Annotated in this window: 23 protein-coding genes; 8 read left to right on the top strand and 15 right to left on the bottom strand. The window is 38.5% G+C overall.

Going from position 1 to position 25,361, the window contains the following annotated elements; all coding sequences use genetic code 11:
* The 9 genes from ACWITO_RS02450 to ACWITO_RS02410 form a co-directional block, all read right to left on the bottom strand.
* Complete coding sequence (locus ACWITO_RS02450) at window positions 1–963, bottom strand: PstS family phosphate ABC transporter substrate-binding protein (RefSeq protein WP_448528418.1); 963 nt, start codon at window positions 961–963, stop codon at window positions 1–3.
* Between the two features lie 53 nt (window positions 964–1,016).
* Window positions 1,017–2,417, bottom strand: a complete 1,401-nt coding sequence (locus ACWITO_RS02445) for a sodium:solute symporter family protein (RefSeq protein WP_448528417.1) — start codon at window positions 2,415–2,417, stop codon at window positions 1,017–1,019.
* Window positions 2,418–2,515: 98 nt separating this feature from the next.
* Complete coding sequence (locus tag ACWITO_RS02440; RefSeq protein ID WP_448528416.1) at window positions 2,516–3,640, bottom strand: zinc dependent phospholipase C family protein; 1,125 nt, start codon at window positions 3,638–3,640, stop codon at window positions 2,516–2,518.
* 196 nt (window positions 3,641–3,836) lie between these two features.
* Window positions 3,837–4,544 carry a hypothetical protein gene (locus ACWITO_RS02435; RefSeq protein ID WP_448528415.1) on the bottom strand — a complete coding sequence of 236 codons (708 nt, stop codon included), beginning with the start codon at window positions 4,542–4,544 and terminating at the stop codon, window positions 3,837–3,839.
* Window positions 4,545–4,548: 4 nt separating this feature from the next.
* A complete protein-coding gene (locus tag ACWITO_RS02430) occupies window positions 4,549–4,947 on the bottom strand; it encodes a hypothetical protein (protein WP_448528414.1) in 399 nt (132 codons plus the stop codon).
* A 109-nt stretch (window positions 4,948–5,056) separates the two neighbouring features.
* A complete protein-coding gene (locus ACWITO_RS02425) occupies window positions 5,057–6,142 on the bottom strand; it encodes a fatty acid desaturase family protein (RefSeq protein ID WP_448528413.1) in 1,086 nt (361 codons plus the stop codon).
* A gap of 159 nt (window positions 6,143–6,301) precedes the next feature.
* Window positions 6,302–8,482 (bottom strand): S9 family peptidase, encoded by a 2,181-nt coding sequence (locus ACWITO_RS02420; protein ID WP_448528412.1) that lies wholly within the window; start codon window positions 8,480–8,482, stop codon window positions 6,302–6,304.
* 120 nt (window positions 8,483–8,602) lie between these two features.
* On the bottom strand, window positions 8,603–9,232 hold the full coding sequence (locus ACWITO_RS02415; RefSeq protein WP_448528450.1) for a peroxiredoxin: 630 nt from the start codon (window positions 9,230–9,232) through the stop codon (window positions 8,603–8,605).
* A gap of 166 nt (window positions 9,233–9,398) precedes the next feature.
* The gene (locus tag ACWITO_RS02410; RefSeq protein WP_448528449.1) at window positions 9,399–10,316 is read right to left on the bottom strand and encodes a bifunctional metallophosphatase/5'-nucleotidase; all 918 of its coding nucleotides are present in this window, start codon (window positions 10,314–10,316) and stop codon (window positions 9,399–9,401) included.
* Between the two features lie 51 nt (window positions 10,317–10,367).
* Between ACWITO_RS02410 and ACWITO_RS02405 the strand changes: the two genes are divergently transcribed.
* On the top strand, window positions 10,368–11,981 hold the full coding sequence (locus ACWITO_RS02405; protein ID WP_448528411.1) for an ArnT family glycosyltransferase: 1,614 nt from the start codon (window positions 10,368–10,370) through the stop codon (window positions 11,979–11,981).
* Window positions 11,982–11,988: 7 nt separating this feature from the next.
* Here ACWITO_RS02405 and nadC read toward each other — a convergent pair whose 3' ends face one another.
* Window positions 11,989–12,846 carry a carboxylating nicotinate-nucleotide diphosphorylase gene (gene nadC, locus ACWITO_RS02400; protein ID WP_448528410.1) on the bottom strand — a complete coding sequence of 286 codons (858 nt, stop codon included), beginning with the start codon at window positions 12,844–12,846 and terminating at the stop codon, window positions 11,989–11,991.
* Between the two features lie 123 nt (window positions 12,847–12,969).
* Between nadC and ACWITO_RS02395 the strand changes: the two genes are divergently transcribed.
* The 3 genes from ACWITO_RS02395 to ACWITO_RS02385 all read left to right on the top strand — a co-directional run bounded on the left by ACWITO_RS02395 (window position 12,970) and on the right by ACWITO_RS02385 (window position 14,252).
* Complete coding sequence (locus tag ACWITO_RS02395; RefSeq protein WP_448528409.1) at window positions 12,970–13,590, top strand: fumarylacetoacetate hydrolase family protein; 621 nt, start codon at window positions 12,970–12,972, stop codon at window positions 13,588–13,590.
* A 76-nt stretch (window positions 13,591–13,666) separates the two neighbouring features.
* Window positions 13,667–13,984 carry a hypothetical protein gene (locus tag ACWITO_RS02390; RefSeq protein ID WP_448528408.1) on the top strand — a complete coding sequence of 106 codons (318 nt, stop codon included), beginning with the start codon at window positions 13,667–13,669 and terminating at the stop codon, window positions 13,982–13,984.
* Entirely contained in the window at window positions 13,977–14,252 is a 276-nt protein-coding gene (locus tag ACWITO_RS02385; protein WP_448528407.1) for a hypothetical protein, read from the top strand. The genes ACWITO_RS02390 and ACWITO_RS02385 overlap by 8 nt, the downstream gene beginning before the upstream one ends.
* 33 nt (window positions 14,253–14,285) lie before the next feature.
* Here ACWITO_RS02385 and ACWITO_RS02380 read toward each other — a convergent pair whose 3' ends face one another.
* Complete coding sequence (locus ACWITO_RS02380) at window positions 14,286–14,612, bottom strand: HesB/IscA family protein (RefSeq protein WP_448528406.1); 327 nt, start codon at window positions 14,610–14,612, stop codon at window positions 14,286–14,288.
* A 392-nt stretch (window positions 14,613–15,004) separates the two neighbouring features.
* On the opposite strand from ACWITO_RS02380, the gene ACWITO_RS02375 reads away from it, so the two are divergent.
* Window positions 15,005–16,186, top strand: a complete 1,182-nt coding sequence (locus ACWITO_RS02375) for a class I SAM-dependent rRNA methyltransferase (protein ID WP_448528405.1) — start codon at window positions 15,005–15,007, stop codon at window positions 16,184–16,186.
* A 57-nt stretch (window positions 16,187–16,243) separates the two neighbouring features.
* Here the strand turns inward: ACWITO_RS02375 and ACWITO_RS02370 are convergent, their stop codons facing one another.
* Entirely contained in the window at window positions 16,244–18,988 is a 2,745-nt protein-coding gene (locus ACWITO_RS02370) for a putative LPS assembly protein LptD (RefSeq protein WP_448528404.1), read from the bottom strand.
* Window positions 18,989–19,196: 208 nt separating this feature from the next.
* Here ACWITO_RS02370 and ACWITO_RS02365 point away from each other — a divergent pair, with 208 nt between their 5' ends.
* The 3 genes from ACWITO_RS02365 (at window position 19,197) to ACWITO_RS02355 (ending at window position 21,880) form a co-directional block, all read left to right on the top strand.
* Window positions 19,197–20,066: an N-acetylmuramoyl-L-alanine amidase family protein gene (locus ACWITO_RS02365; protein WP_448528403.1), complete on the top strand. Its 870-nt coding sequence runs from the start codon at window positions 19,197–19,199 to the stop codon at window positions 20,064–20,066.
* A gap of 80 nt (window positions 20,067–20,146) precedes the next feature.
* Window positions 20,147–20,737 (top strand): lysophospholipid acyltransferase family protein, encoded by a 591-nt coding sequence (locus ACWITO_RS02360; protein ID WP_448528402.1) that lies wholly within the window; start codon window positions 20,147–20,149, stop codon window positions 20,735–20,737.
* A gap of 6 nt (window positions 20,738–20,743) precedes the next feature.
* A complete protein-coding gene (locus tag ACWITO_RS02355) occupies window positions 20,744–21,880 on the top strand; it encodes an AAA family ATPase (protein WP_448528401.1) in 1,137 nt (378 codons plus the stop codon).
* Window positions 21,881–21,938: 58 nt separating this feature from the next.
* Here ACWITO_RS02355 and ACWITO_RS02350 read toward each other — a convergent pair whose 3' ends face one another.
* The 3 genes from ACWITO_RS02350 to rho all read right to left on the bottom strand — a co-directional run bounded on the left by ACWITO_RS02350 (window position 21,939) and on the right by rho (window position 25,176).
* Window positions 21,939–22,520, bottom strand: a complete 582-nt coding sequence (locus tag ACWITO_RS02350; RefSeq protein WP_448528400.1) for a DUF2202 domain-containing protein — start codon at window positions 22,518–22,520, stop codon at window positions 21,939–21,941.
* A 105-nt stretch (window positions 22,521–22,625) separates the two neighbouring features.
* Window positions 22,626–23,474, bottom strand: a complete 849-nt coding sequence (locus ACWITO_RS02345; protein WP_448528399.1) for a universal stress protein — start codon at window positions 23,472–23,474, stop codon at window positions 22,626–22,628.
* Window positions 23,475–23,598: 124 nt separating this feature from the next.
* Entirely contained in the window at window positions 23,599–25,176 is a 1,578-nt protein-coding gene (gene rho, locus ACWITO_RS02340) for a transcription termination factor Rho (protein WP_448528398.1), read from the bottom strand.
* Between the last annotated feature and the right edge of the window lie 185 nt (window positions 25,177–25,361).

Raw genomic sequence — 25,361 nt, 5'->3', positions numbered from 1 at the left:
CTATTTAACTTCCAAATTTCGTGTAATAATTTCCACTTCACGCGTAGGAATTTTCTTGGGTAAAAGTCCTGCTTTCAGAAAAATTCTTTGTCCTGTTTCTTGCCCCAAAAAGCTCATAAAGGCATACGAAAGTCCTATTCGGTTATTTTTTACGATGCTATACACTTCTCTTGAAAGTGGATACAGATTTTGTGCCAAACTGGTTTGCGAAGCAAAATAAGCCTTTCCTGTGCTATCTTGCACGGGTAAAATTTTTACACCTGCCAAGAGTTTCTGATTGGCTTCGTTATCTTCGCTTATCCAGCTAAAACTCACAACTCCCAAAGCATTTTCTCGTTTGGCAACCTGCTCTACAATAGCCAAATTAGATTTTGTGCCAAAAATTTTCAGCTTGCTAATGTCGGCAATTTCAAATTTATTTTTCAAAAAGTTATGATTGCTGGAATTGGCATTATCCAACACAATAACGATTTCACTATCAGGATTTTGGGGGTTAATTTCTTTCCAATTCTTGATTTTTCCTGTAAAAATATCTTTGAGTTGCGAAAGGCTAATGCTTGTATCTTTGATAGCAGGGCTAACCACCACCGAAATAGCATCTACATAGCTCACCCAAGCACGTGTAATGGTTTTTTGTCTTTCAATTTCTTTCTTTTCGTTGCTGTTCAAATCCCTGCTGATAATGACGGCATCAACACTATCACGCAAAAGCAAAGCCACCGCTTTATCTTCGGGGGCTACTACAAGATTGATTTGTGCTTGCTCATATTCATTCATAAACATTTTCGCCTGTTGCTGAATGATATGGTAAAATGCCTCATCTACGGCAATATACACACTTCCGCTGGTTGGCGTATCATATTTTTTTTCAGCGTTTGGCTTTTCTTGGGTAGTAGAATGACAAGACCATAAAATAGCCGCAGAAACGAAAATTAGGGAAAGATTTTTCAAAAGTGTTTTCATTAGTTAAAATTTTTGGCAAAAATAAAATAAAATTCCTAAAAACTCACGTAATTTCAAGCATTATTTTGTCTTTGGGCAACTTTCAGCTTTTCCAAAATTGAACCCAAAACCATTCCCATAATACTTGCCAAAAACCCTGCCAAATTCGCAGGTAAAAGTTCTATGGGGGAAATTAAGCAAAAAATCCATACGATAAGCCCTATAAATGTAGAAAGCATAGCCCCCAAACGAGAAGGATTTTTCAGATACAATGCCGCCCAAATGGGTACAACCAAAGTTACTAACCCCGATGAAGCCGCAAAGCTGGCAAGCTCAAAAATACTTTCACCCAAATTTGCCAAAACAAGCGAAAGAAGCGTAATTATCACCACCGAAATACGCAAAAGCCACAAAAGCGTTTTGTCAGTCTTGTTTTTGATAAAAGGTAAAAGAATATTCTCGGCAAGCACCGTAGCAGGAGCTAAAATAGCTCCACTCGCCGTACTTAAAATTGCCGATAGCAATGCTCCTAAAAATAAAATTTGCACGCCCAAGCCGCCAATTTGTAGCACGAGTACAGGCATTAGGGCTTCAGGATTTTCTTGCAAAAGGTTTGGATATAAAATGCGGGCATAAAGGGTAATAACAAGTGGTATAGCCGTAATGAGCAGATACACCCCTGCTGAAAGAAATGAGGCTCTTACGGCAACTTTTTCAGATTTTGCAGAAAGAATACGTTGCAAGACATCTTGCGAAGGAATTGAACCAAGCCCCAAGGTAAGCCAAGCAGAAATATATGCCAGAATATCCGAAAAATTACGTTCAGGCAATACCTGAAAATATTTTGGGGGCGTTTGGGCAAGCACTGCGTCCAAAGATATTTGCTCCGACAAATTCCACCAAATCGCTATCAGCCCTGCAACAATAATGAAAGATTGCAGAAAGTCTGTAACCGAAACTGCCCACATTCCGCCGATATAGGTATAAATAAGCACTACAAATGCCCCTACTATCATACCCGTAAAAATGGGCAATCCCATTACACTTTCCAAAACTTCTCCAAGTGCTTTGAGTTGTGCCGCCACCCACCCAAAGTAAGTAATGACCATTATCAAACTGCTGATGAAAGCAATTTGTGTATTGTATCGTTTTTCAAACAAATCGCCAAAGGTTAGTAAGCCCAAACGATACAGCTTTCTTGTAAAGAAAAATCCTATGATAATCAGAGCCAAAACCGCTCCCAAAGGCTCTTCAATAATTCCCAAAAAACCATTTTCAGCATACTCCGAAGGGCTACCCATTATCACCTCCGAGCCGAACCAAGTAGCAAACAAACACGCTACCGAAACACCCAAAGGTAAATTCCTACCTGCCAAAGCAAAATCTTGGGCATTTTTTACACGTCTGGAAGCCCAATAGCCCACCAGTAGCGTAAGCAACAAATACAGCAGTATAAATATCTGTAAAGCACTCAAAATTTCTATGTTTTTGGCTGAAAACGGCGAAAGTAAAAAATGAAGGACAAATTTTCAATTTTTTCAGTATTTTTTCTGCAAATTTCAGCCCTGAAAAGTTACTTTTTTTGCGTTTTAGGAGTTTTACTCTTTGCTAAAAGCTTTTGTTTAGGTTTGTGATGAGCCACAAAACAGCAAGAACTACTATGTTCCAAATAGCCATCGCCTTGCCATAGGGCGGCGTTATCGTGAGGGCGGGCTTGATATTTTTGCTGTTTCCATTGTTCTTTTTCTTGTTCTAATTCTTTTTGCAATTCTTCATTAGAAAGGGCATCAATGAGTTTATTCAAATCGGGTTGCCCTGCATCTACCCAAGCCGTATACCAAAAATCGGCAACCGCCTTGATAGAAGCCCGCATACGCCTTTCTACTTGCCCATTGAGCCTATCGTGATAGGCTCTGGAAAACTCACGCGAATAGGTACGTATCGTGATTCTGTTGCGTTCTTCAAAGACGTATTTTTTATCTTCGGGAAACTCTTTGGTAAGTTCTTTTTCAAAGCGAAGCACCGAATCCAAGGCTTTGTGAGCATTGATAACATAATCCCAAGCACGCAATTGGGTGTTTTTGATATATTCGGCTCTTCCTACAAAAAGGTCGTAGTCTTGTGAGAAAAGTTCGGGCAAACGCGATTCCCAAAAGCCGTGAATACCCACTTGTCCTGTTTTTTGTCCGTTGTAGTTTTCGGTAGTATGCAAAGGCACATTGCCGTCGGCAATATAATGCCCCAAATCAGCACTCAGACGTAAAATTCGCCTTGCATCTCTTTGTTCAAAAGCCCTTGTAAGGTCGTGTTTCATTTTTTCAATATGCCAAGGCACTATGCCATAGGCTTTTAGGGTATCTTCTGTAAAACGCTCCACAGCTTGTTTCCAATAACGAGGCATCTTATAGACGGCACTATCATTGAAAAATTTATCATACACGTCTATATCTATGAAATGTCTTTCTGCCTCGCCTTCTACGGCATACCTACGAGAATCAGGATTTACGGCTTCTTCTGTAATGAAAGTGATATAATGTTTGTAAAAACGAATCATTTCGGGTGGTAAACAAAATACCGCCAAACGATTGATTTTTTTATGTCCAAAAAAGCCCCATTGAGGCAAGCTTTTTTGTGTGCCGCTCAGTATGAATGTGAGTACGATAAAAAGTAAAAATGTTTGCAAGTATTTTTTTTCCATAATCAGGTTGTCTGAATATTTTGAGGTTCAAGGGGTTTAAGAGTTCAAAGGTTTTAGGGTTTAAGGGTTTAAGAGTTCAAAAGTTCAAAAGGTTTAAGGGCTCAATGGTTTGAGAGTTCAAACTTCAAACTTTTAACTCTCAAACTTAATTTACTCTTCATTTTTATCCCAAAAATCCCAACCAAAGAAGCTAATTTCAAAGATTACTCCTGTTTGCCTGAACGGATTGCTGGGCGTAGTGGTTATGCCTCCCAAACAAACCTGTATGCGACTGGTAGGATTGAAAGAAATACCCAAAGAAGCTATAGAATTTAGATGTATTGGCAAAGGTAGCATCGCTCATCAAAGCCCAACGCTCACTAAAAGGGACTTCAATTCCTGCAAAGATACCTAAATTATCGCCATTACCCGTAAAAGCATCATTGGCTATGTAAGCCCCAAGATTGATATGCCAATCTTCCATAAATTCGGAAGCAAGCATTGTGTAAAAAGTATAAGCCCAATGCCAATGGCCCTCATTGATAAGGTTTGTACCCATTTGCGTACCCAAATTGATACGCAGTTTGGGATGTGGCAAAATCGGAATACCTTTTTGCATATTGAAAAGCACCAAAGGGGTTACCGACTCCAATCCGAGTGTATCTTCTACCGCCAGAAACTTGGCATTTCTTCTCCAAGAAAGGTCTGTATCCAAATTAAAACCTAACTCCCAATGATGCCCTATGCCGTAATCAAAATCAAATTTGGTTTGGGCTGAATGAAGATGCCAAAAGTTAGTCTGAACTTGATAAAAATGCTTGCCTTTATGCGTAATTTCTCCCGAAGGAATGGTAAAAAAAGTTTGCTGAGCCTGCAAAATCAAGCACTTGCCAATAAAATACAAACCCAAAATCCAAGTTCTCATTTTTTTAGGATTGATAGAGCCAAGCCAAAGCGGCTTCTTTATTAGGGAAATTCTGAAAATCAAAATTTTGAGTAGAAGTAGCAAAATGCAAAATACTTTTCTCCGAAGCCAAACGATTGAAAATATCTTGCGACTCTACCCTTGCGGCTCTCAGACGATAGCCTAACTTGTGGGCGTGCTTTTCGGCAAGTGGAGCAAATTCATTGATGAGCCACTCCTCTGTACCCGTAGGAATGATACGCTCTTGGGAAGCATCTATGAAAAAATAAGGGGCTTTGTGTGTTTCAATCAAAGCAACTGCTTCCAGCCATACCTGCTTAAAATCTTGCTCATTCAGAAAGCCCTCAAATATTAAAAAAACCGTTTGAGAGGCTTCCTCATAGTGCAAACTATACTTTCGCATACCCAAACTTTTGGAGTAAAGGTAATAAAAATCTGCAAATCAGAAAAATAAAGCCCCATACTTTTTTAGGCTAAATTTAAGCGACAAGTTGGATTTACAAGATTATTTATCAACAACTTACCAACACAGGCTTTTGCCCAAAGGCTTTCATTGTTTTGATATGTGAAACAATCGCGTGCCAAAGCGTAGGAGCTTCGTAATAAGGTACATTATAGCTTTCGCAAACTTCTTTCACAATTTTACTGATAGCAGGATAATGTACGTGGCTAATGCGTGGAAAAAGATGATGCTCTATCTGAAAGTTCAAACCACCTACTAGCCAAGAAATGAGTTTGCTTTGAGGAGCAAAATTGGCAGTGGTACGTACCTGATGCTCTGCCCATTCGGAATCAATAAAAGTGCTTTCTGCTACAAAATGCTCGTGTTCTACCTCTTCTACCATATGAGCCAGCTGAAAGGTAAGCGATAAAGTAATGCCCATTACTACGTGCATCAGGCTAAAACCTATTGCCCAAGCACCCCACCCCACAAAATACACAGGAATTGCCACATAAAACACCACGTACAAAATTTTGCTTATCCAAAAAATAATATGCTCTTTGAGCGGAATTTTGCTAATAGGGCTATTGTGAATTTTACGCTTAAAGTATTTTTGCATATCTGTCAGGAAAACCCAAGCAAACGAGCTAATAGCGTACAAAAAGAAAATATAAATGTGCTGAAAGCGGTGAGCGGGTTTCCAAACTTGTGTAGATGCCATTCGTATCAGGGGACTTTTGGCAATATCATCGTCTAATCCGTCTATATTGGTATAGGTGTGATGTGTGATATTGTGTTTGATTTTCCAAATAAAAGCATTTCCCCCAAGTGCATTCATCGTAAGACCTAAAATTTCGTTGAGTGTTTTACTTTTGGAATAACTGCCGTGGTTGGCATCGTGCATTACATTGAAGCCAATAGTTGCCAGTACAAAGCCCAGCAAAGCACTGCCCAGCATACCTGCCCAAGCAGGCAAAACGTTGCTCAAAAGCAATACATACAGCCCCAAAGCAGAGGCAATGAGAATAATTGTTTTAGAAAACAAACGCCAATCGCCTGTTTTAGAGAGTTTTTTTTCTTGAAAATAAACTTCAACGGCATTTTTGAGCGTTTCGTAGAAGTTTCCTTTGCGGTTGTTGAATGTTACTTTGGGCATAAATAAAAAGGGTATTGAAATTAAACTTTTTCAAGTTACGAACAAAAAAATTCTGCTCCTAACAAAAAGTGCAAAATAAAATTTTATGCTTTGCTATTTTGCAAAAAATTTGCACTTTGCTAAGAATGGATAGGATAATAAGGGAAAATAAAATGCTTCCTACAAGTTCCTCATCAAAAAATCTGTCATTAGTTGGTAGAGATGTAAGCGGGTATTTCCGCCGTAAATGCCGTGATTTCGGTTGGGGTAATAAAAACTTTCAAAATGCTTACCTGCCTTGATGAGAGCCTCTTGTAAAGCCACTGCATTTTGAAAATGCACGTTATCGTCACTAGTGCCGTGTATAAGCAAAAACTTGCCTTTTAGCTTGCTTGCGTGGGTATTGGGAGAGTTTTCATCGTAGCCCGCAGGATTTTGCTGGGGCAAGCCCAAATAGCGTTCTGTGTAAATAGTATCATAAAAACGCCAATTTGTTACAGGAGCTACGGAAATAGCGGCTTTGAAAATATCATTGCCTTGCAGAATACAATTTGCCGCCATATAACCACCATAACTCCATCCCCAAATACCTATACGGCTGGCATCTACATAAGGAAGCGTTGCCAAGTATTTTGCCGCTTGTATTTGGTCTTGCACTTCTAATTTGCCGAGCTGTCCGTAAGTACATTTACGAAAAGCCTCTCCTCTGCCTCCCGTACCACGGTTATCTACACATACAATCATATATCCCTTTGCGGCAAGATGCTGATACCAAAAATAATCAAATACATTCCATTCGTTTTCCACTTGTTGCGAGCCCGGTCCGCCATATACAAACATCAGTACAGGATATTTTTGCGAAGCATTAAAATTCAAAGGTTTGATTTGCCAAGCGTTTAGTTCGGCATCAGGGGTTTTTATGGTAAAAAACTCTTTGGGGGAAATATGATACTCTTCTAATACTTTGCGTAAGGTGCTATTGGTTTCCAAATCTTTGATTTTTTTGCCTGAAACCTCGTACAAGCTATACGTAGGAGGCGTATTGGCTGTACTAAACTCGTCCATAAAAAACTGGCAATCATTACTCATCGTAACTTTGTGCATACCTTTTTCGGCGAGCAAGATTTTTTCAACACCTTTATCCAAAGAAATCACAAATAAGTTACGCTCCAAAGGTGAATTTTTTGTAGCTGTAAAATAGAGCAGTCGCTTTTTTTCATCTATACCCACTAATTTGCTGGCTTCCCAATTCCCTTTGGTAATTTGTCGGATTAGCTTTCCGTTTATATCGTAAAGATAAAAATGCTTGAAGCCATCTTTTTCCGAAGCCAAAATCAGTTCTTTGCCATTTTGCAAATAGTGTAAATCTTCACAAAATTCAACATCAACATAAGCCTTATTTTCCTCGTTGTAAATGGCTTGTGTAGTATTTTTGGCAAGGTCGGCGTGAATAAGTTCCAATTTATTTTGCAAACGATTGAGTTTACGAATAGCAAGCACATCAGGGTTGCGTGTCCATTGCAAGCGGGCAATATACATATCTTTTTCTGCACCCAAGTCAAGGGTTTTGGTTTGCTTAGTATCCAAAAAATAGACTGAAATTGAAACAAAAGCATTTTGCTCTCCTGCTTTGGGATATTTGAAACGATAATCTTGCGGATAAAGCCCTTTCCATATTTGCATATTATACTCTCTGACGCGGCTTTCGTCGAAAGTATAAAAAGCTATTTTTTTGCTATCAGGCGACCAAAAAAAGGCTTGTGCAAAACCAAATTCTTCTTCATACACCCAATCCGTAGCACCATTGATGATTTGGTTAGGCTTTCCGTTTGTGGTAATTGCTGTTTCAGTTTGCGAAGCAATATCCACTAAAAAAAGATTGTTTTCTCTTACGAAGGCAATTTTTGAGCCATCAGGCGAAAGGGTAGCATAAGATTGCTTGCCGTTTGGAGAAACTTGAATAAGTTTTTGGGTTTTGAGGTCGTATAGATAATATTCTGCTTTGAAAGAGCGGCGATAAATAGCTTCTCGCTGAGTATAGAGTAAAATTTTATCTTCGGTAGCATTGAATTCGTAGCTATCAAAATCAATGGGCAATTCGGCAATTAAACCTACATTTTTACCTGTACGAGTTTCGTACTTGTATATTTTTCTTTTTTCGGAAACCGTATAAAAGCGGCTATCCTTCATATAATCAAACCCCTCAACGGCTTGCGGGTAAAATAAATATTTCTGCCAAATATCCTCAACGCTAACGGTTTTCTTTTGAGCGAAAGCCGAAGCAAAAGCAAAAAGAGCGAAAAGTAGGCTTTTAGTAAATTTTCGCAAAAAAATCTGATTAAAAAGTTGATTTTGGCACATAACTTGCTCTGATTTTGGCAGATTTGAATGAAAGAACCCAAGCATATAGTTTTGTTTGTTTATGTTGTTTAATTGTTTCAAAGAAAACCCCAAGTATTTTACTTGGGGCTTTTTGATTTTTTAGCCTTTGGTCAGGTATTCAATCATTGCCTCGCGTGAAACTTTGGTAAAGCTCTGACCTTCGTGCCAATTGGCAGGGCAAGCCTCTCCGTGTTTTTCTAAATAAATGAGTGCATCAAGGGTACGCAAACATTCATCTACGTTACGAGCCAAAAGAAAATGATTGATGCTTTCGTGCTGAACGACACCATTTTTATCAATCAAAAATGTGCCACGCAAAGCAATAGGAGCACCTACAAAAGTAGCATAGCCTTCTTCGTCGTAATCTTCGTAGCCGCCTAATACTCCGTAGTTTTTGGAAATCGTTTTAGCAGTATCCGCCACCAAAGGAAAGGTTGTTCCTTGTACGCCACCTTTTTCTTTGGGGATAGAAAGCCATACCAAATGCGTGTCTTCGGTATCGGTAGAGCAACCTACTACTGCACAATCTCGTTTTTCAAATTCGGCTAATTTTTCCTGAAAAGCCCAAATTTCCGTAGGACATACACCACTGAAATCTTTGGGATAAAAGAACAAAAGCACATATTTTTTACCTAAATACTGCTCCAAAGAAAAATCTTTGACAATTTCCTTGCCATTGATAACAGCAGGAGCAACAAAATGAGGGGCTTTGCGTGTAACAAGCATAATGCAAAAAGTTTAGGTTTGATGGTTCAAATTGAAAGTTTAAGGGTTCAAAGGTTTGAAACTTTAAGAGTTCAAAGGTTCAAAAAGTTTAAGGGTTCAAGGGTTTGAGAGTTCAAACCTCAAACCTTAAACCTTAAAACTCTCAAACCTGTTTTCATCAATGAAGTTACTACTTGATTGCGTAACTTGTATTTTTGCTGGATTTTTTCTTGCCTTTTTCAAAAACAAAATCTACTTTACCCAAACGAATACCCGCCCAACCTACTTGATTGATGAGCGTAATATGCCCGCTAGGGTGCGATACCTCTTCGGGCTTATCTAAAAAAGTGTGCGTATGACCTCCAATAATTAAATCTATGCCTTCTACGGCTTGGGCAATTTTGTAATCAGAAATTTTCTTGGGCTCTTCATCATATCTGTAACCCAAATGAGAAAGACAAATTATCAAATCACATTTTTTAGATTTAAGGGTTTGTACCATTTCTTTGGCAATGCCTATGGGGTCAAGGTATTTGGTATTTCCATAAAATTTATCCAAAACCAAGCCTTTCAGTTCAATTCCTAATCCAAAAACGCCAATTTTAATGCCTTGTTTTTCAAAAATTTTATAGGGCTGGAAAGCATTTTTTAGGCTTTCTTCCCCTGAAAAATCATAGTTGGCTATCAGATATGGGAAATTTGCGTGAGGAAGAAATTTATTAAAACCTGCTATGCCATTATCAAATTCGTGGTTGCCGATGGTTGCGGCATCATAACCCATTTGGCTCATCAGTTTTAGCTCAACTTCCCCTCCATAAAAATTAAAATAAGGCGTACCTTGTATAATATCGCCTGCGTCCAAGAGTAAAACATTGGGTTCTTGGCTACGGATTTGCTTAATAAGCTCGGCTCGGCGAGCCATACCGCCCAAACCCGCAAATTTTCTGCCATCATTGGGGAAAGGCTCTATCCGAGAGTGCATATCGTTGGTGTGCAGTATCGTAATTTTTACGACCTCTTTATTACTTTCAGCAAAAAGCAAATCAGGGGCGAGAGCCAAAGCCCCCATTCCTACCAAACTTTCCGTAAGAAACTGACGGCGAGAAATCATTTTTACTTTATTTTTGCACAAAGCTATAAAAAAATCTGCATAAACCTAATGAATTTTGTGTTAAACTTACGTCAGAACCTACTTTTTTATCTCTGCCTTTGTTTTTGTGTGCTGTTTGCCTTTGCAGATTTTGACGGATACTATTTTTACGATGATACTACTTATGCTTCGTATGCTTATAGCGTTTCGCAAGGGAATTACTCCATTCATACATCTGATATTTTCGCTCACCGATGGGGGTTGATTTTCCCCTTGGCTCTCTTTTACAAAATTTTTGGAGTGAATGATTTTTCTAACATACTTTTGCCCTTGCTGGCTACCCTTGCGAGTTTTACCATTTTTTATGTATGGATAAAAAAAAATCTTATCCCAACTCAACAGGCAATTGCTCTCTTGTTATTCTTTTTAGACTTTTACACGCTTTTTTTTGCCAATAAGTTATACCCTGATGTTTTACTGAGTACACTTGTTTTAGGAGCTATTTTTCTGCTTTGGGAAAGAAAAAACAACTTTTGGCAAGCATTTTTCTTTGTTTTTTTGAATTTTTGGGGATTTTTATGCAAAGAAACTATCCTTTTTGTTGTGCCTTTCTACGTATATGTATGCGTATATGATTTGCTAAAAAAGCAAAATTTGGGCTTTTGGGTAATGGCTTTCATTACAGCCCTTGTATTAGGCGTTTTTTATGTAGGTTTGTATGCCTATTTTACAGAAACCCCTTTTTTTCGTTTCTCTCTTATCCAAGAAGGGCATCAGGAATACACTCAATTCCGTAGCGAAAGTTTTTTATTGGAAAGGCTCACGTATGCTCCCTTGCAAATGTTTGTGCAAACAGGCTTGATAATTGCCTTTGCAGGTGCTTTGACAAAACTATTTGCTTTGAGCAAAGCATTGCAAGATTTTTCAAGTTTTACACTTGCGGCTTTTACATTCAGTCTGCTTTCCTTTTGGCTAATGCCCGTAGATTTTGAACATTATACGCCTATTTATCTGCTCCCTCGCCATATTTTGTTTTTAGTGCCTTTGGGGGCAATCGTTTCGGCACAGGCAATTATGCAAAACCCCTACAAAGTCCTCACGGCTCTTTTGTTGTTTGCTTCTGCACTTTGGGTTTGGAAAACTTTGGGAATAAAAGTAGCAGGATTGTATGCAGTTTTAGCAGGGTGGGTTGGGTTACCTCAGCCCCTAACCAATAGCCTTACTCCCAACATACCTACAAAGGGAAAGGGGATTTTGCAGTATTTACAACTTTTCTACAAAAAAGAGGTTAGCATAGCTATTTTGGGCTTTTTACTGATTTTTCACCCCGTTTATACAATGCTCAAACCCACCGAAACAGGGTACAAATACGAAAAAATGCTATTTGAAAAACATTTCGGTATTTTTCAAAAACCTTGTATCGTTTTTACTGATGATAAACTCGTTTCTGGACATCTATGGTATTTCCGTTTTGAAAAACCACAAGGTGTAAGTTTTAAGAACTTTGATGAAATGAATATGCCAAACCCAAGCAAACTGCCCAAGTATGTTATCTTAAACGAATATAGTATCGCCTACTTTGAATTGTTGGGAGTGAAATTCCCTGAATGGGTAAAAAAAATACCTGAAAACTGGCAGAAAATTGCCAGCTTCCATAAAGTTCATCTATACCAAATCCCCTAAAATTAGCTTACACTGCTTTTAGGCTGATGTCTAAACTTTTTACAGAGTGAGTCAAAGCTCCCACAGAAATAAAATCTACACCACACTCGGCAATACCTGCAATGGTTTGCTCATTCACTCCGCCTGATGCTTCTGTTTGATATTTTCCTGCAATCATCTCCACTGCTTTACGCATATCCGCCAAACTCATATTATCCAGCATTATTACATCAATGCCCCCTACCTCCAAAACTTCTTGCACCTCTTGTAAATTGCGGGTTTCAACTTCAATGCGAAGTGAAAGATTTTTGGCTTGTAGATACGTATGCGTTGCCTCAATAGCCTTACGAATACCTCCTGCGTAATCAATATGGTTATCTTTGAGCATAATCATATCATAAAGCCCAAAGCGGTGATTTTTGCCTCCTCCTATCCAAACTGCCCATTTTTCACAAATCCTAAAATTGGGTGTAGTTTTACGAGTATCCAATAGCTCTGCTTGGGTATGAGCAATTTTTTGTTTCAAGAAATTCGTAAAGGTGGCTATTCCACTCATTCTTTGCATACAATTCAGTACCAAACGCTCTGCCTGCAAAATAGAACGAGCCTTCCCTGAAACATATAGACCTATATCACCTTTCTTTACAGCAGAGCCATCAGGAATTAAAGTTTCCACTTGCAAAGTTTCATCAACAGCCTTGAAAATCATTTCTGCCAGTTCCATTCCTGCCAAAATACCATCATCTTTGATAAGCAAACGTGCTTTTCCTATTGCGTTTTCAGGTACAGAAGCCAGCGTAGAGTGGTCGCCTTCGCCAATATCTTCTTGCAGTGCAAGTGAAATAAATTTGTGCAGATTTTCGTTGCTTGCGTAAGTAGGTCGCATATTTTTATAGCTTTGAAGTTTATGAAATCACAAAAAAATCCTATAAACCTTGTAAATCCTGTAAATCCTGCTGATATTTTTCGCTAATTTTGTCAAGTTTTTTAACTCAACCAAAGAAAAAGTATGAAAATTTTGTGTGTAGGCAAAAATTACGCCAACCATATCGCTGAAATGCAAAGCGAATTTGATAAATTTTCGGGCGAGCCTGTCATTTTCTTAAAACCCGATACAGCTCTCTTGAAAAGCAATTCGCCTTTTTACTATCCCGAATTTAGCAAAGAAATTCATCACGAAGTAGAAGTCGTAATCAAAATCAGTCGCGAAGGCAAACATATTGAGGAAAAATTTGCCCATAAATACTATGAAGAAATTGGCTTGGGTATTGATTTTACTGCAAGAGATTTGCAAGCCAAACTCAAACAAAATAGCTACTCTTGGGAACTATCCAAAGCCTTCGACGGCTCGGCAGTAATTTCAGACTTTTTACCCAAAACAGAATTTGCCGACCTTCAAAATTTGAATTTCTTTCTGGAAGTGAATGGCTCAAAACGACAAGAAGGCAATACCGCTCTGATGATTTTCAAGATTGATTACATCATTTCGTTTCTTTCTAAATTTTTCACACTCAAAAAAGGCGACCTTATTTATACAGGTACGCCTGCGGGTGTGGGAGCCGTACAAATTGGCGATAGACTTTGTGGCTATCTGGAAAATCGGAAAATGTTTGATTTTGAGGTTAAATAAATTAGAAAATTTTTGGCTTTTTCTCTAAAAATCATTTACTTGTGAGAAATTTCTCACAAATAAACTTTTCTGTATTATGAATCTTGTAGAAAAAGCCAAAAACATTTTGCTAAATCCCAAACAAGAGTGGGAAGTGAGCAAAGAAGAAAAAACAACTTTTAGCTCACTGCTCGTAGGTTATGTTGTGCCTCTATCGCTGATAGGAGCGGTTGCTCATTTTATTGGTTATGGGCTGATTGGATTAGACTTTGGTTTAGTGAAAATCAAGGGGATAGATTTTGGTATCAAAATGGCTATTTCCCATATCATTGGGGCAATTATCGGCTATGTTGGTACAACATATGTAGTAGATTTGCTTGCTCCCTCTTTTGAGTCGGAAAAAAAACTTGGATAAATCTGCTCGTTTGGTAGCTTATTCGCAAACAGCCTCACTTATTGCGGCGGTTTTCCATATTATTCCTTCTTTATCTGTTCTGGGTATTGTTGGGCTTTATGGGGCGTATGTAGCTTGGCTTGGCATTAGCCCTATGAAAAACACTCCCGAAGCGAAAAAAGTAGGCTATGTGGTAGCGATTATTCTAACATCTATTGTTATTGGGCTTGTGATAGGATTTATTGCAGAGAAAATTTTCAGTACCAGCCCTTCTATTCCTTCTTATTAAAATTTCAGGGTTGGAGTTCCAACCCTGATGCTTTTATACAGCAAAACTTTCACCACAACCACAAGTACGCGAAGCATTCGGATTGACAAATTGAAATCCTTTGCCATTCAAGCCATCTGAAAAGTCCAGCGTAGTACCCAAGAGGTACAAAAGGCTTTTTTTATCTACCAAAATTTTGATGCCCTTGTCTTCAAATATTTCATCATTGGGCTGAACGTTGCTATCAAACTGCAAATCGTACATCAAACCCGAACAGCCACCACCTTTTACAGCTACCCGAATGTTATGCTCATCAGAAAAACCCTCTTTCTGACGAATTTCTATAATTTTTTCTTTGGCTTTATCAGTTACGGAAATCATACGCTACAAACTTAGGTTTTGCTTCAGAACCAAAATTTTTCTTAAAAAGTTCAAATTCTTTGCTTTTGCGAACTTTGCAGAATTTGCTAACTTGCAAGCCGTTTTGAATTGGAAACAAGAGAATAGACACCAGCAAGTTTTTTTAATCTAATTCGTAATTATTTAGGCATAGTTTGCTATAAGGAAACAAAAGATTTTGAAAATCAATACCCGACATAAAAAATGAGCGACAAAGCTCTTAAAGGCTTGAACATCAAACTTTGAACTTTTTGAACGTAAATTTTACTCTTATTCAAACCTCAAAAACCTTAAACTCAAACTTGCTTTCATACACTTTTGAAAAATTCTATTTTGAAATCTTTTTGATATACTTTGTTTGAGCATACAAAATTATGGAAAATTTGGTCTTGAAATCGGGTAGAGAGCGTTCCGTAGAGCATCAGCACGCTTGGATTTATTCGGGAGCTATCAAGGAGTTCCCCAAAAAAGCTGAGCAAGGAGATATTGTAAAAGTAGTAGATAACAAACAAAATTTTTTGGGTTATGGCTTTTATGCCCCCAAAAATCAGATTGCTTGCCGAATGTTTTATTTCGGGAAAAAGGAAATAGAATTGCGAGATAATTTTTGGAAAGAAAAAATTTGGCGAGCCTTCGAATTACGTAAAAAATATGTAATTAGCCCAAATACCAATGCCTACCGACTGCTCTTTTCCGAAGGAGATAGCTTGCCCGGTGTTATTGTAGATGTATATGATACAGTAGCTTCGGTGCAGATTTTGCACAAAGGTATTGAAAAAATATACCCTATCATCATTGATGCTTTGCGTGAAATAGGGCTAAATCATATTTACCTCAAAACCAAAGAAAACAGCCGTAGGCTAGAACAAATTGATATTCCCGAAGGCTGGGTAGATAACCTTGCCCCCCAAGAAAAAATTACAATCTCCGAAAATGGCTTGCTTTTTGGTGTTGATGTGGAAAAAGGACAAAAAACGGGCTTCTTTCTTGACCAAAGAGAAAACCGAGCTTTACTGAAATCTTATGCCAAAGGCAAAAGAGTGCTGAATACGTTTAGCTATACAGGTGGTTTTAGCGTGTATGCGGTAGCAGGCGAGGCTGAAGAAGTGATTTCGGTAGATATTTCCAAAGAGGTTTGTGCAGAAGCTGAAAAAAATATCCAAATGAACTTTCCCCAATATCGCAAACATCAAGCCTTTGCCGAAGATTGCTTTTTGTATCTGAAAAAAATCCCTGAAAACTACTACGACCTAATTGTTTTAGACCCACCTGCCTTTGCCAAAACGGCTCAGAATGTACCCAACGCCGCTCGTGGCTACAAAGAAATCAATATGCAGGCTTTCAAGAAAATACAAAGTGGCGGTTTGGTTTTTACATTTTCTTGTTCGGGCAGTGTAGATAGAGATTTGTTCCGTAAAATTGTGTTCGGTGCGGCGGCAGATGTAGGCAGAGATATTAAAATTTTACATCAACTCACCCAACCACCCGACCACCCCATTAGCATCTACCACCCCGAAAGCGAATATCTGAAAGGTTTGGTGCTTTATGTGAGCTGAAAGTTATTGAAAGGCAACAAGAAGCAAGAAAACAAGATTTTGGAGTAAAAATTCCAATTATCTATCGTAGGTAGTGCGGCGGCGTTCTACTTTCAAATCGCGTAAAGTAGCGGCATTGGCATTGAAGCGAAAGAAATAAGACTGAAACTGCCCGAAAGGCTGCCAATCAAAGCTCATTTGCCAGCAGTGCAAGTTACGTGTAAAGCTAAATTGAGAAGGACCGAAACCTTTTGCCCTAAAATCATAACTACTATTGAATACCAATTTCCAATTTTTTGTAAGGCTCACATCACCCGAAAAATTGAAAGTTTGCGTAAAGTTTTCTTGCAAACTCAAAAAGTTGTAGCTCAAATTGTAGTTAAGTACCAAGTTCCAAGTAACATCAAAATCCATATAACGATTGATGCTCGCTAAGGGATTTTGAACAGTGCTGGTTTGTAAGCCTTGCGTGCCACTCATAGGGTTCAGCAAATTGGCGGGTAAATCGCCCCCTATTCCTCCACCTCTTCCACTGGTAGGCATTGTAGCGGCTTGTGTAGCCGTTTTTTTCTTGAAAAAATCAGGGTTGAGAGCCGTAGAAAAACTCAAATTGGCAGAAGTAATTTTTCCCAAACGCCCTTTTTCCCAAGCCAAATCAAAGGTCTTTTCTCTACGAATTTGATTATTGACGAGGGTATCTCGGTACAAATAGGGGTCTAAACTGGCGGTAAGTCCTATATCCAAGCGATTTAGAAGACGCACACGGGTATTCATATTCACATTTGCCCAAGCGTATTGGTTTTTGGAGCGGTCGGCGAGCATATTGTAAGAGGTATTCAAGCCTATTTCATCAAGCAAAGAAATAACTTGCGGCTTGGCTTTACCTGATGTATCGTTTTTGGGTAAAACTTTTGCCTCAATTTTATTACGCAAATTGATAGACACCGAACCCGATTGCCCTTGTCCTGGTGCCCCCTCAAAAATGGGCAAATTCTGATAAATAGGCAATTGGATAGTTTGCCCTGCACCAATACGCACCGATTTTACACCTGTTTGCACATTTTGCTGATAAAACCCAAACTTTGCTTGCGAAAAATCGGGGGTATAAGAAAGCGAAACATTCGGAATAATGGTGTGCCGAATAGCTTGCAAGCGTCCTTTGCTTTTAGGGAAATTGTAAAACCCGTAAATATTTGTAGAAAAGCCCAAAGAAAAGTTGTAGCGATAGGTACTCCCCCAACGGCGAGAAGTATCTACTTTCACAGCACCACGCAAAGTATTAGTTTGAGGGTCAAAGGTTTCTTGCCAGCTATATGACAAACGTCTTTGATGAAAAGTTTGAGAAAAATTGAAACCAAAATTTCCATTAAAGTATCGTAAAATTTTGAAAGGAGCTGAAAGCGTGCTATTGTGTGTAATATTGAGCCGAGCGTTCTGTAAGAAAAGCCCAAAATTTTCAGGACGAAAAGCATAAATGCTATCTCTACGGCGTTGGGTAGTCTCAAAACCAAAACCACCCGTGCCTGTAACTTGGTTGGTAATGGTATGGTTGGCAATAAGGTTGTAATTTACACCCATTGTAGAAAAGAAACTTTTAGGACTTTTCACCAAAGTTTTGAAGGGAAAAATTTGGTTCATTGTAAAATTGAAGTCGGGCAAATTGAGCGTAACAAGATTTCTTTGCAAATCTTGCTGATGACGCCCTGCCAAAGAAAATGAAAAAGGCAAGCCTCTGAAACTTTTAGAATAATTTACTGCCGAATTGAGATTGGTAGTAATGAGTTGGTTGATATTGGTAACACTGGTCTGATTGAAACGAGAACTGGCAATATTGGCATTAGCCGAAAAATTGCCCGTTCCTTTGGTTTCGGGGCGATGATTCCACGTAAGACTAAACTGCCCTGTTTTATTGCGATTAAACTCGTCCAAAGGTCTATCCCAAAGACTGCGATAGCTGAAATTAAAGCCACCATTAAAAGCATATCGTTTTTTGTAATTGCTCGTAACAGCAAAACCCCAATTGCCATAGGTGTAAATTTCGGTAGTGAGCGTAGCATCAACATAGTCGCTAATTGCCCAATAATAGCCCCCTCCACGCAAGAAAAAACCATTTTCACGCGATTCGCCATATTCGGGTATGATAATACCCGAAACTTTTTCTTTGGGTTTGGGGAAAATACCGAAAGCAAAACCCAAAGGCGTAGGCACGCCACCTACTTCCATATAAAAAGGTCCTGCTACTACATTTTGGTTTTTGGTAACTTTGATTTTTCTGGCTACTATCCGAAAATGTGGATTTGCCAAATCGCAAGTAGTATAATGCCCATCTTGGATGCAAAGCTCATTTTCAGCATCTTTTTTTACTCTACTTCCTGCCACAAAACCTTCCCCTTGCTTGGTTACAATATTGAAAATCAAGCCTTTTTGGGTTTCCAAGTTGTAATCTACCGAATCCATTGCAAATTCTTCGCTTTTTTCTTTGAGCAAAGGTTTATCTACAAGTTTATTTTTGCGAATGGTATCTAATTTGGGGCGAGCCTTTACGATTTGAGTGCTTAAATCTACAAAAATTTTCGCCGCTTTGAGTTGTGTTTCGCCATAGTCAATTTGGGCTTTTTCATACATTGCGGCTTTTTTCTTTTTGATTTGTATTTTTACCGAGTCTTTTGCCTGAAACTTTACGGTAGTACGAATTTCGGAAGCATTTTTGGTTTTAGGTAGCGTATCACGAGGGCTTGTGGTACGGATTTTGCCCGTACTATCCAAGCCAATTCGCAAGGTATCGGTTCTTTGAGCCTCAGCAGAAAAATAGAAAAACAGCAAGAAAAAAGTTAAAAGTTTGAGGTTTGAAAGTTTGAAGTTTGAGGTTTGAAGTTTGAGGTTTGAAGTTTGAGGTTTGAGGTTTGAACCCTTGAACTTTTGAAAGAAAAGCAACAATTTTCCGCTTAATAGCAAGCAGTTTTTGAAAAATACGAAACAAATTCGGATAAAAAATTTTATATTTGCCTTGTTAATGCGTTCCACAAAACCAATGATGAAAGAAATAATGCGAAAGTGCCTTCCCGAAAATTTCTGCAAAGCTATGAAAAAAAAGCATAGTTGGGGTACTTTTTCGTTAGCAATTATCGTGCTAATGTTTTTGTGTGTGGCTTTGGTTTTTCCTAAAAAGCCTTTGCTCTACAAGATTCGTACCGTAGTCATAGACCCCGGACACGGCGGACACGACCCTGGCACCATTCACCCCACAAAAAAAATTCAAGAAAAAGATATTGTCTTACCCGTAGCACTGGAATTGGGGGCTACTATCAAAAAATATATGCCCGAAGTGAATGTAGTTTATACCCGCACTACCGATACTTTTGTAGAACTTTACAAAAGAGCCGAAATCGCTAATCGTAGCAATGCAGATGTATTTATTTCTTTGCATTGCAACGCAATGGATACCAAAAAAGATAAGAAAAAGGCAGAAGTAAAAGGCTTGGAAGTATTTGTAATGGGACCTCACGCCAATCAGGAAAACTTGGAAGTCGCTAAACGAGAAAATGCCGTTATCCTTTTAGAAGATAACTACAAAAAAAATTATGGCGGCTTTGACCCCAATTCGCCACAAGCCCATATCATAATGACCTCTATCCAAAACAATTATCTTGAAAATAGCCTGCATTTGGCTACACTCATTGATAAGCAATTCAGCGAAAGACTGCACCGACCAACGCGTGGTATCAAGCAGGCTGGTTTTGTGGTACTACGTAGAGTGGCTTGCACGAGCATTTTGGTAGAACTTGGCTACGTAACCAACGACGAAGAAGTTGAATATATGACCGACACTTGGAATCAGACTCTAATGGCTTCGGCAATTTACAGAGCATTCCGAGATTTTAAGAACGAAGTAGAAAAATAATTTTGCTTTTCCCTACCCTATTTCTGAACAAATTTTTCTAAAATTTTGTTAATAAAAAACGAATTTTTACACGCTCTCTGATGTTATTATTGAAAGTTTTCGCCAAAATTCTCTTGTTCTTTTCAGGTTGGAAAGTAATAGGACAAATTCCCAAAGCTCCCAAAACGGTAATGGTCGCCGCACCACACACAAGCAATTGGGATTTCTTTTATACTATGGTAATTTTTTCCTCATTAGGCATACGAATACGCTTTTTAGGCAAAAAAAGCCTTTTTAAGTTTCCTTTGGGCTTGCTAATGCGTTTTTTCGGCGGAATACCCGTAGATAGAAGCAAAAGCAATAATTTGGTAAGTGCCGCCGCTGAAATTATTCGCAAATCCCCAAAAATTATCTTGCTTGTGCCTGTGGAAGGTACGCGTAGCTATACCGAAGGCTGGAAATCAGGGTTTTATTACATTGCACAAGAAGCAAATGTACCGATTAGTTTAGGTTTTTTGGACTATGCACGCAAAGAAGGTGGCTTTTTTGATGACCTGTTTTATCCATCAGGCAACTATGTAGAAGATTTAGAGAAAATTCAACTTTATTACAAAGATATTCAAGGCAAATACCCTGAAAAATCATCATTATACCAAAAATTTGGAAAAGCAGTTACTAATCCCCAAAAATAATACCCTATGGGCATAAAATTAAGTAGTCGTTTAGATATTTTGAGATATATTCGCGAAAGTCGCCACGAAGACGAAGGAAATTTTGACAAACTTCTCCCCTTCAATACCAAAATCTTAAATGGTGATTGGAATGAGCCAATCAATACGCAACAGCTTTATTTGAGCATTTCAGGCAAAATTCCCAGCACTTTGTTTGCTCATAATGTCAATACCAAAAAAGCGAAGGCTTGGTTTGAAAAAAATTTCCAAGACGAAATTGAACATCGGTTCAGTTCCCGTAATTTTAACCAAAAAACAAAAAAATTTACAGATTGGCAAAATGTATATTTGCTAAAAAATGGTAGCATTGTAGATATAAGTGTTCGCAGTAATGGTGTAGCTTGTTTTTTTAGCGAAGAGGATAGCTCGCAAGCCGAAACTATTATCAAAGAAACCTCCAAATTCAAGCGTAAATCTTCTCGTTTGAAGCCAAGCATTTCGGTTATTATCAATGCTTCTATGGGAGGCTTTGATACCAAGTCTATTGATGTAATTGCCCCCCAACTCAATATTGAAGATAATTACAATGACGATTTTCTACCCATACACGAAACCATTGTCAAAAGGCTTTCTCAAAAAAATGATAAGGGTTTGGTGCTGTTGCACGGAAAGCCGGGTACAGGCAAAACTTCTTATATTCGCTATTTGATTTCCAAAGTGAGAAAAAACATCATTTTCTTGCCTCCTCATTTGGCTCTTTCGCTCACCAGCCCCGACCTCATTTCTCTTGTTTTGGAAAATACCAATTCTATTTTCGTAATTGAAGATGCCGAAAACTTGATTGTAAGTCGTGATTCTGAGCAATATTCACCTGTTTCAACCCTACTGAACCTAACAGACGGCTTACTTTCCGATTCGCTTTCCATTCAGATTATTTGCACCTTCAATACCGACATTAGCCGTATTGATAAGGCTCTTATGCGAAAAGGTAGGCTTATTGCCAAATATGAATTCAGACCTTTGGAAGTAGAAAAAGCCCAAAAATTAGTGGATAAGTTAGGTTTGAATAAAACTATCACCGAACCCACTACCCTTGCAGAAATATACAATAACGAAGAAATTATCACTGAAAACTACACAGAACCTCGTAGAATAGGATTTTAGTTATCAGCAAACAAGGTCGTTATGAGCGACCTTGTTTGTTTGTATATTCTTTATTCATTTATCTACCGCATTGCTCATTTGAAGAGTTAATAATAGCCTCAAACTGCGATTGCGTAATATAGACAGGTGTGTATGTGCCCAGCTCTCTCACAAAACTTCTCAAATGATTTCTTGAACCACAAGTTAAATTGTCATAAACATTCAACAAATCGCTTTTTGTTGTATGAGCTCTAAATGTATAAATGTCTTTTATGTCTAAATCTTCAATATTGGCACCAACCTCTAAGGCTTTGTTGAATGATATATCTGATTTTGCCGTTAGTTCGTTGTAAAGTGACTGTAATTCATCATTGGTAAATACGCCTATACCATTCGTACCAATAGGGTCAGGAATGCCATATTTATTGAGTAGTGTCAATACACTATTCATATGTGATTGCTCACTATTAGCGATGTTGTTGAAAATGATTTGTCCATATTTATTGTAAGCATAAAGATAAACATCTCTTGCCAGTTTCTCCTCTTCTCTTAAAAAGAGTAAATCAGCCTTTTCTTGCTCACTTAACGGAGCAACTTCATTCTTTTTACACGATATAGAAAAGAATAAAGTCAATGCTAAGAAAAATACTATTTTTTTCATTGTGCTAAAATTTAATAAGAGTGGTATCATTTCAATACTTGCAAGTTACCTCTTACTTATTCCTCTCGTATGGCTTGGCTATGCCCACCCACACGAGAGGAAGTTTTATTTTTTCAAAGGTATCGCCAAAACAGGAATATCCGAATGATTGATAGTATCTTCGGTAATGCTTCCTAAAAAGAGATGAGCCAGACCTTTGCGTTGATGCGTTGCCATTACAATCAAATCGGCTTTTACTTCGCGGGCAAATTCAAGAATGGCGTTTTCTTCATCAAATACATTCTGCTGACTGATAAAAATTTCAGTATTTTGTAAGCCTGCATCTTCTACCAGATTGTTCTTACGCTCCTGAATGGCGTCTTCATCTTGCAGATGAGCAGGGTTATTGAGATACAAGAGATGAATTTTGCCATCGAATACATTTTGCATTTGAGCAAGTTTCTTGAAGGCTTTTTCTTGGTCGGGGCGAAGCGTAGTAGGGAAAACAATATTTTTGAATTCGTAAGCAACCTTATTGGGTACAGCTAAAACAGGACAAGGTGCATTGCGTACTACTTTTTCCGTATTAGAACCCACCAGCATTTCTTTCATACCTGTTGCTCCTTGTGTTCCCATTATGACCAAATCAATGTTTTCACGATGGCACACTTCTTCTATTACATCAACCAGCAAACCGCTTTCTACAAGCGTACTCACCTTTATATCGCCCAAATCCATATCCGAAGCTATCTTTTGCAAAGTTCTATCCAAACTATCATTGACCATCTGCAAGTAGCTTTGCTCCTTTTCTTTGTCGTAGTAATAATACTCGGCAATGGGCATTGCCGCAACAGCCATTTCATTAGCATTGAGCAAGAGAATTTCTGCTTTCGTTTTTTGAGCAATATTCACAGCCGTTTGCAAAGCCTTTTCTGCAAACTCTGAAAAATCGGTAGGGACAAGAATCTTTCTCATAATTGTTTTTGATTTTTTGCGAAAGTTAGAATCTCTACTACAAAAAAAGTATGACAAAAAGCAGAGCCAAAAATGATTTTTATGAAAAAAGCCCTCACTTTTCAGAAGCGAGGGCTAAAAAATGCTAACCATTCATTGAGTTCAAAAATTCCATATTGTCTTTGGTATCGGTCATTTTTTCTATGAGGAAGTTCATTGCTTCGGTGGCGTTCATATCGGTCATATATTTACGCAAAATCCAAACTCGGTTGAGCTCGTCTTTGGTGAGAAGCAAATCCTCGCGACGCGTACCCGAAGCAGGAATATCAATGGCAGGATAAATGCGTTTATCAGCAAGTTTTCTATCCAATTGCAATTCCATATTTCCTGTACCTTTGAATTCTTCAAAAATCACTTCGTCCATACGCGAGCCTGTATCTATGAGGGCAGTAGCAATAATGGTAAGCGAACCTCCATTTTCAACATTACGAGCCGCACCAAAAAAGCGTTTGGGCTTCTGCATTGCATTGGCATCAACACCACCTGTAAGAATTTTACCTGATGAAGGCACTACGGTATTGTAGGCACGAGCCAAACGAGTGATGGAATCCAGCAAAATTACTACATCGTGTCCGCATTCTACCATTCTTTTGGCTTTTTCAAGCACCATTGAGGCAACTTTTACATGTCTTTCAGCTTGCTCATCAAAAGTAGAGGAAATCACTTCTGCCCTCACGCTTCTTTGCATATCTGTAACTTCTTCGGGGCGTTCGTCTATGAGCAAAACTATCAGGTACACTTCGGGGTGATTTTCGGCTATGGCATTAGCAATTTGTTTGAGTAGGGTGGTTTTTCCCGTTTTAGGTTGGGCAACAATCATACCTCTTTGTCCTTTACCGATAGGGGCAAAAAGGTCAAGCATACGTGTAGAAAGCAAATCAGGACGAGTGCTGAGTTTGAGTTTTTCTTCGGGGAAAAGAGGCGTAAGATACTCAAAAGGAATACGGTCACGAATCTCTTCGGTACTTTTCCCATTTACGCTAATTACTTTGAGCAAGGCAAAATATTTTTCACCCTCTTTGGGTGGGCGAATAGTACCACGTACCGTATCGCCTGTTTTTAAGCCAAAGAGCTTGATTTGTGAAGGCGAAACATAAATATCATCGGGGCTGGAAAGGTAGTTGTAATCAGGAGAACGCAAAAAACCATAGCCTCCGTCCTGTACTACTTCCAAAACGCCTTGGTTTTCAATCAAGCCATCAAACTCACGAAGTCGGTCTTTGTTAGCTTTCTTAAAATTCTGCTGTTGGGGCTTTTCATAGGTTTTCTGATGTGGTAAAATGTTTTCCAAGATTTCGTTAGAAGGTTCATCTTGGGGCAAATCCGTCAGCAAAGTATCCAATTCAAAGGGTTCAAGTTTGATTTCATCAGAAAAACTTTCAATGAAATTTTCCTCGTTGGTACTACCATTCAGGTTTTCAGCTTCCTCAAAATTTTCAGAAACAACATTTTCTCTACGAGGTCTGCCACGTCTTTTTTTAGTATTTTTATCGTTTTCAGTGTTTTCAGAAAAAGTATCGTTAGTGGTTTGCCCCTGTGCTTCTGCGATAGCCTCAATGAGTTCGGGCTTGGTGAGTTTTCGGGCATTTTTGATTTGAAGGTTTTCGGCAATTTCTCTTAATTCGGAAAGTAGCTTCAAATGAAGTTCGTCAATGGTGTGCATAATTAGCAAGATTGATTGGGGAAGATATATTTTTTAGATTGACATAGCAAAGCGTAAATGGCAAACTGAATTATCGCAAATTGAGTTTCTTTTTTTCCATTCTTCACCTCAAAACGTTTTCTAATAAATTACAAGGAACAGGAATCAGACAAGTCGCTTAAACATTCAGCAGAATAAACTTGAAA

Source organism: Raineya sp. (assembly GCF_053497555.1).
This window is presented reverse-complemented; position numbering and strand designations above follow the sequence as displayed.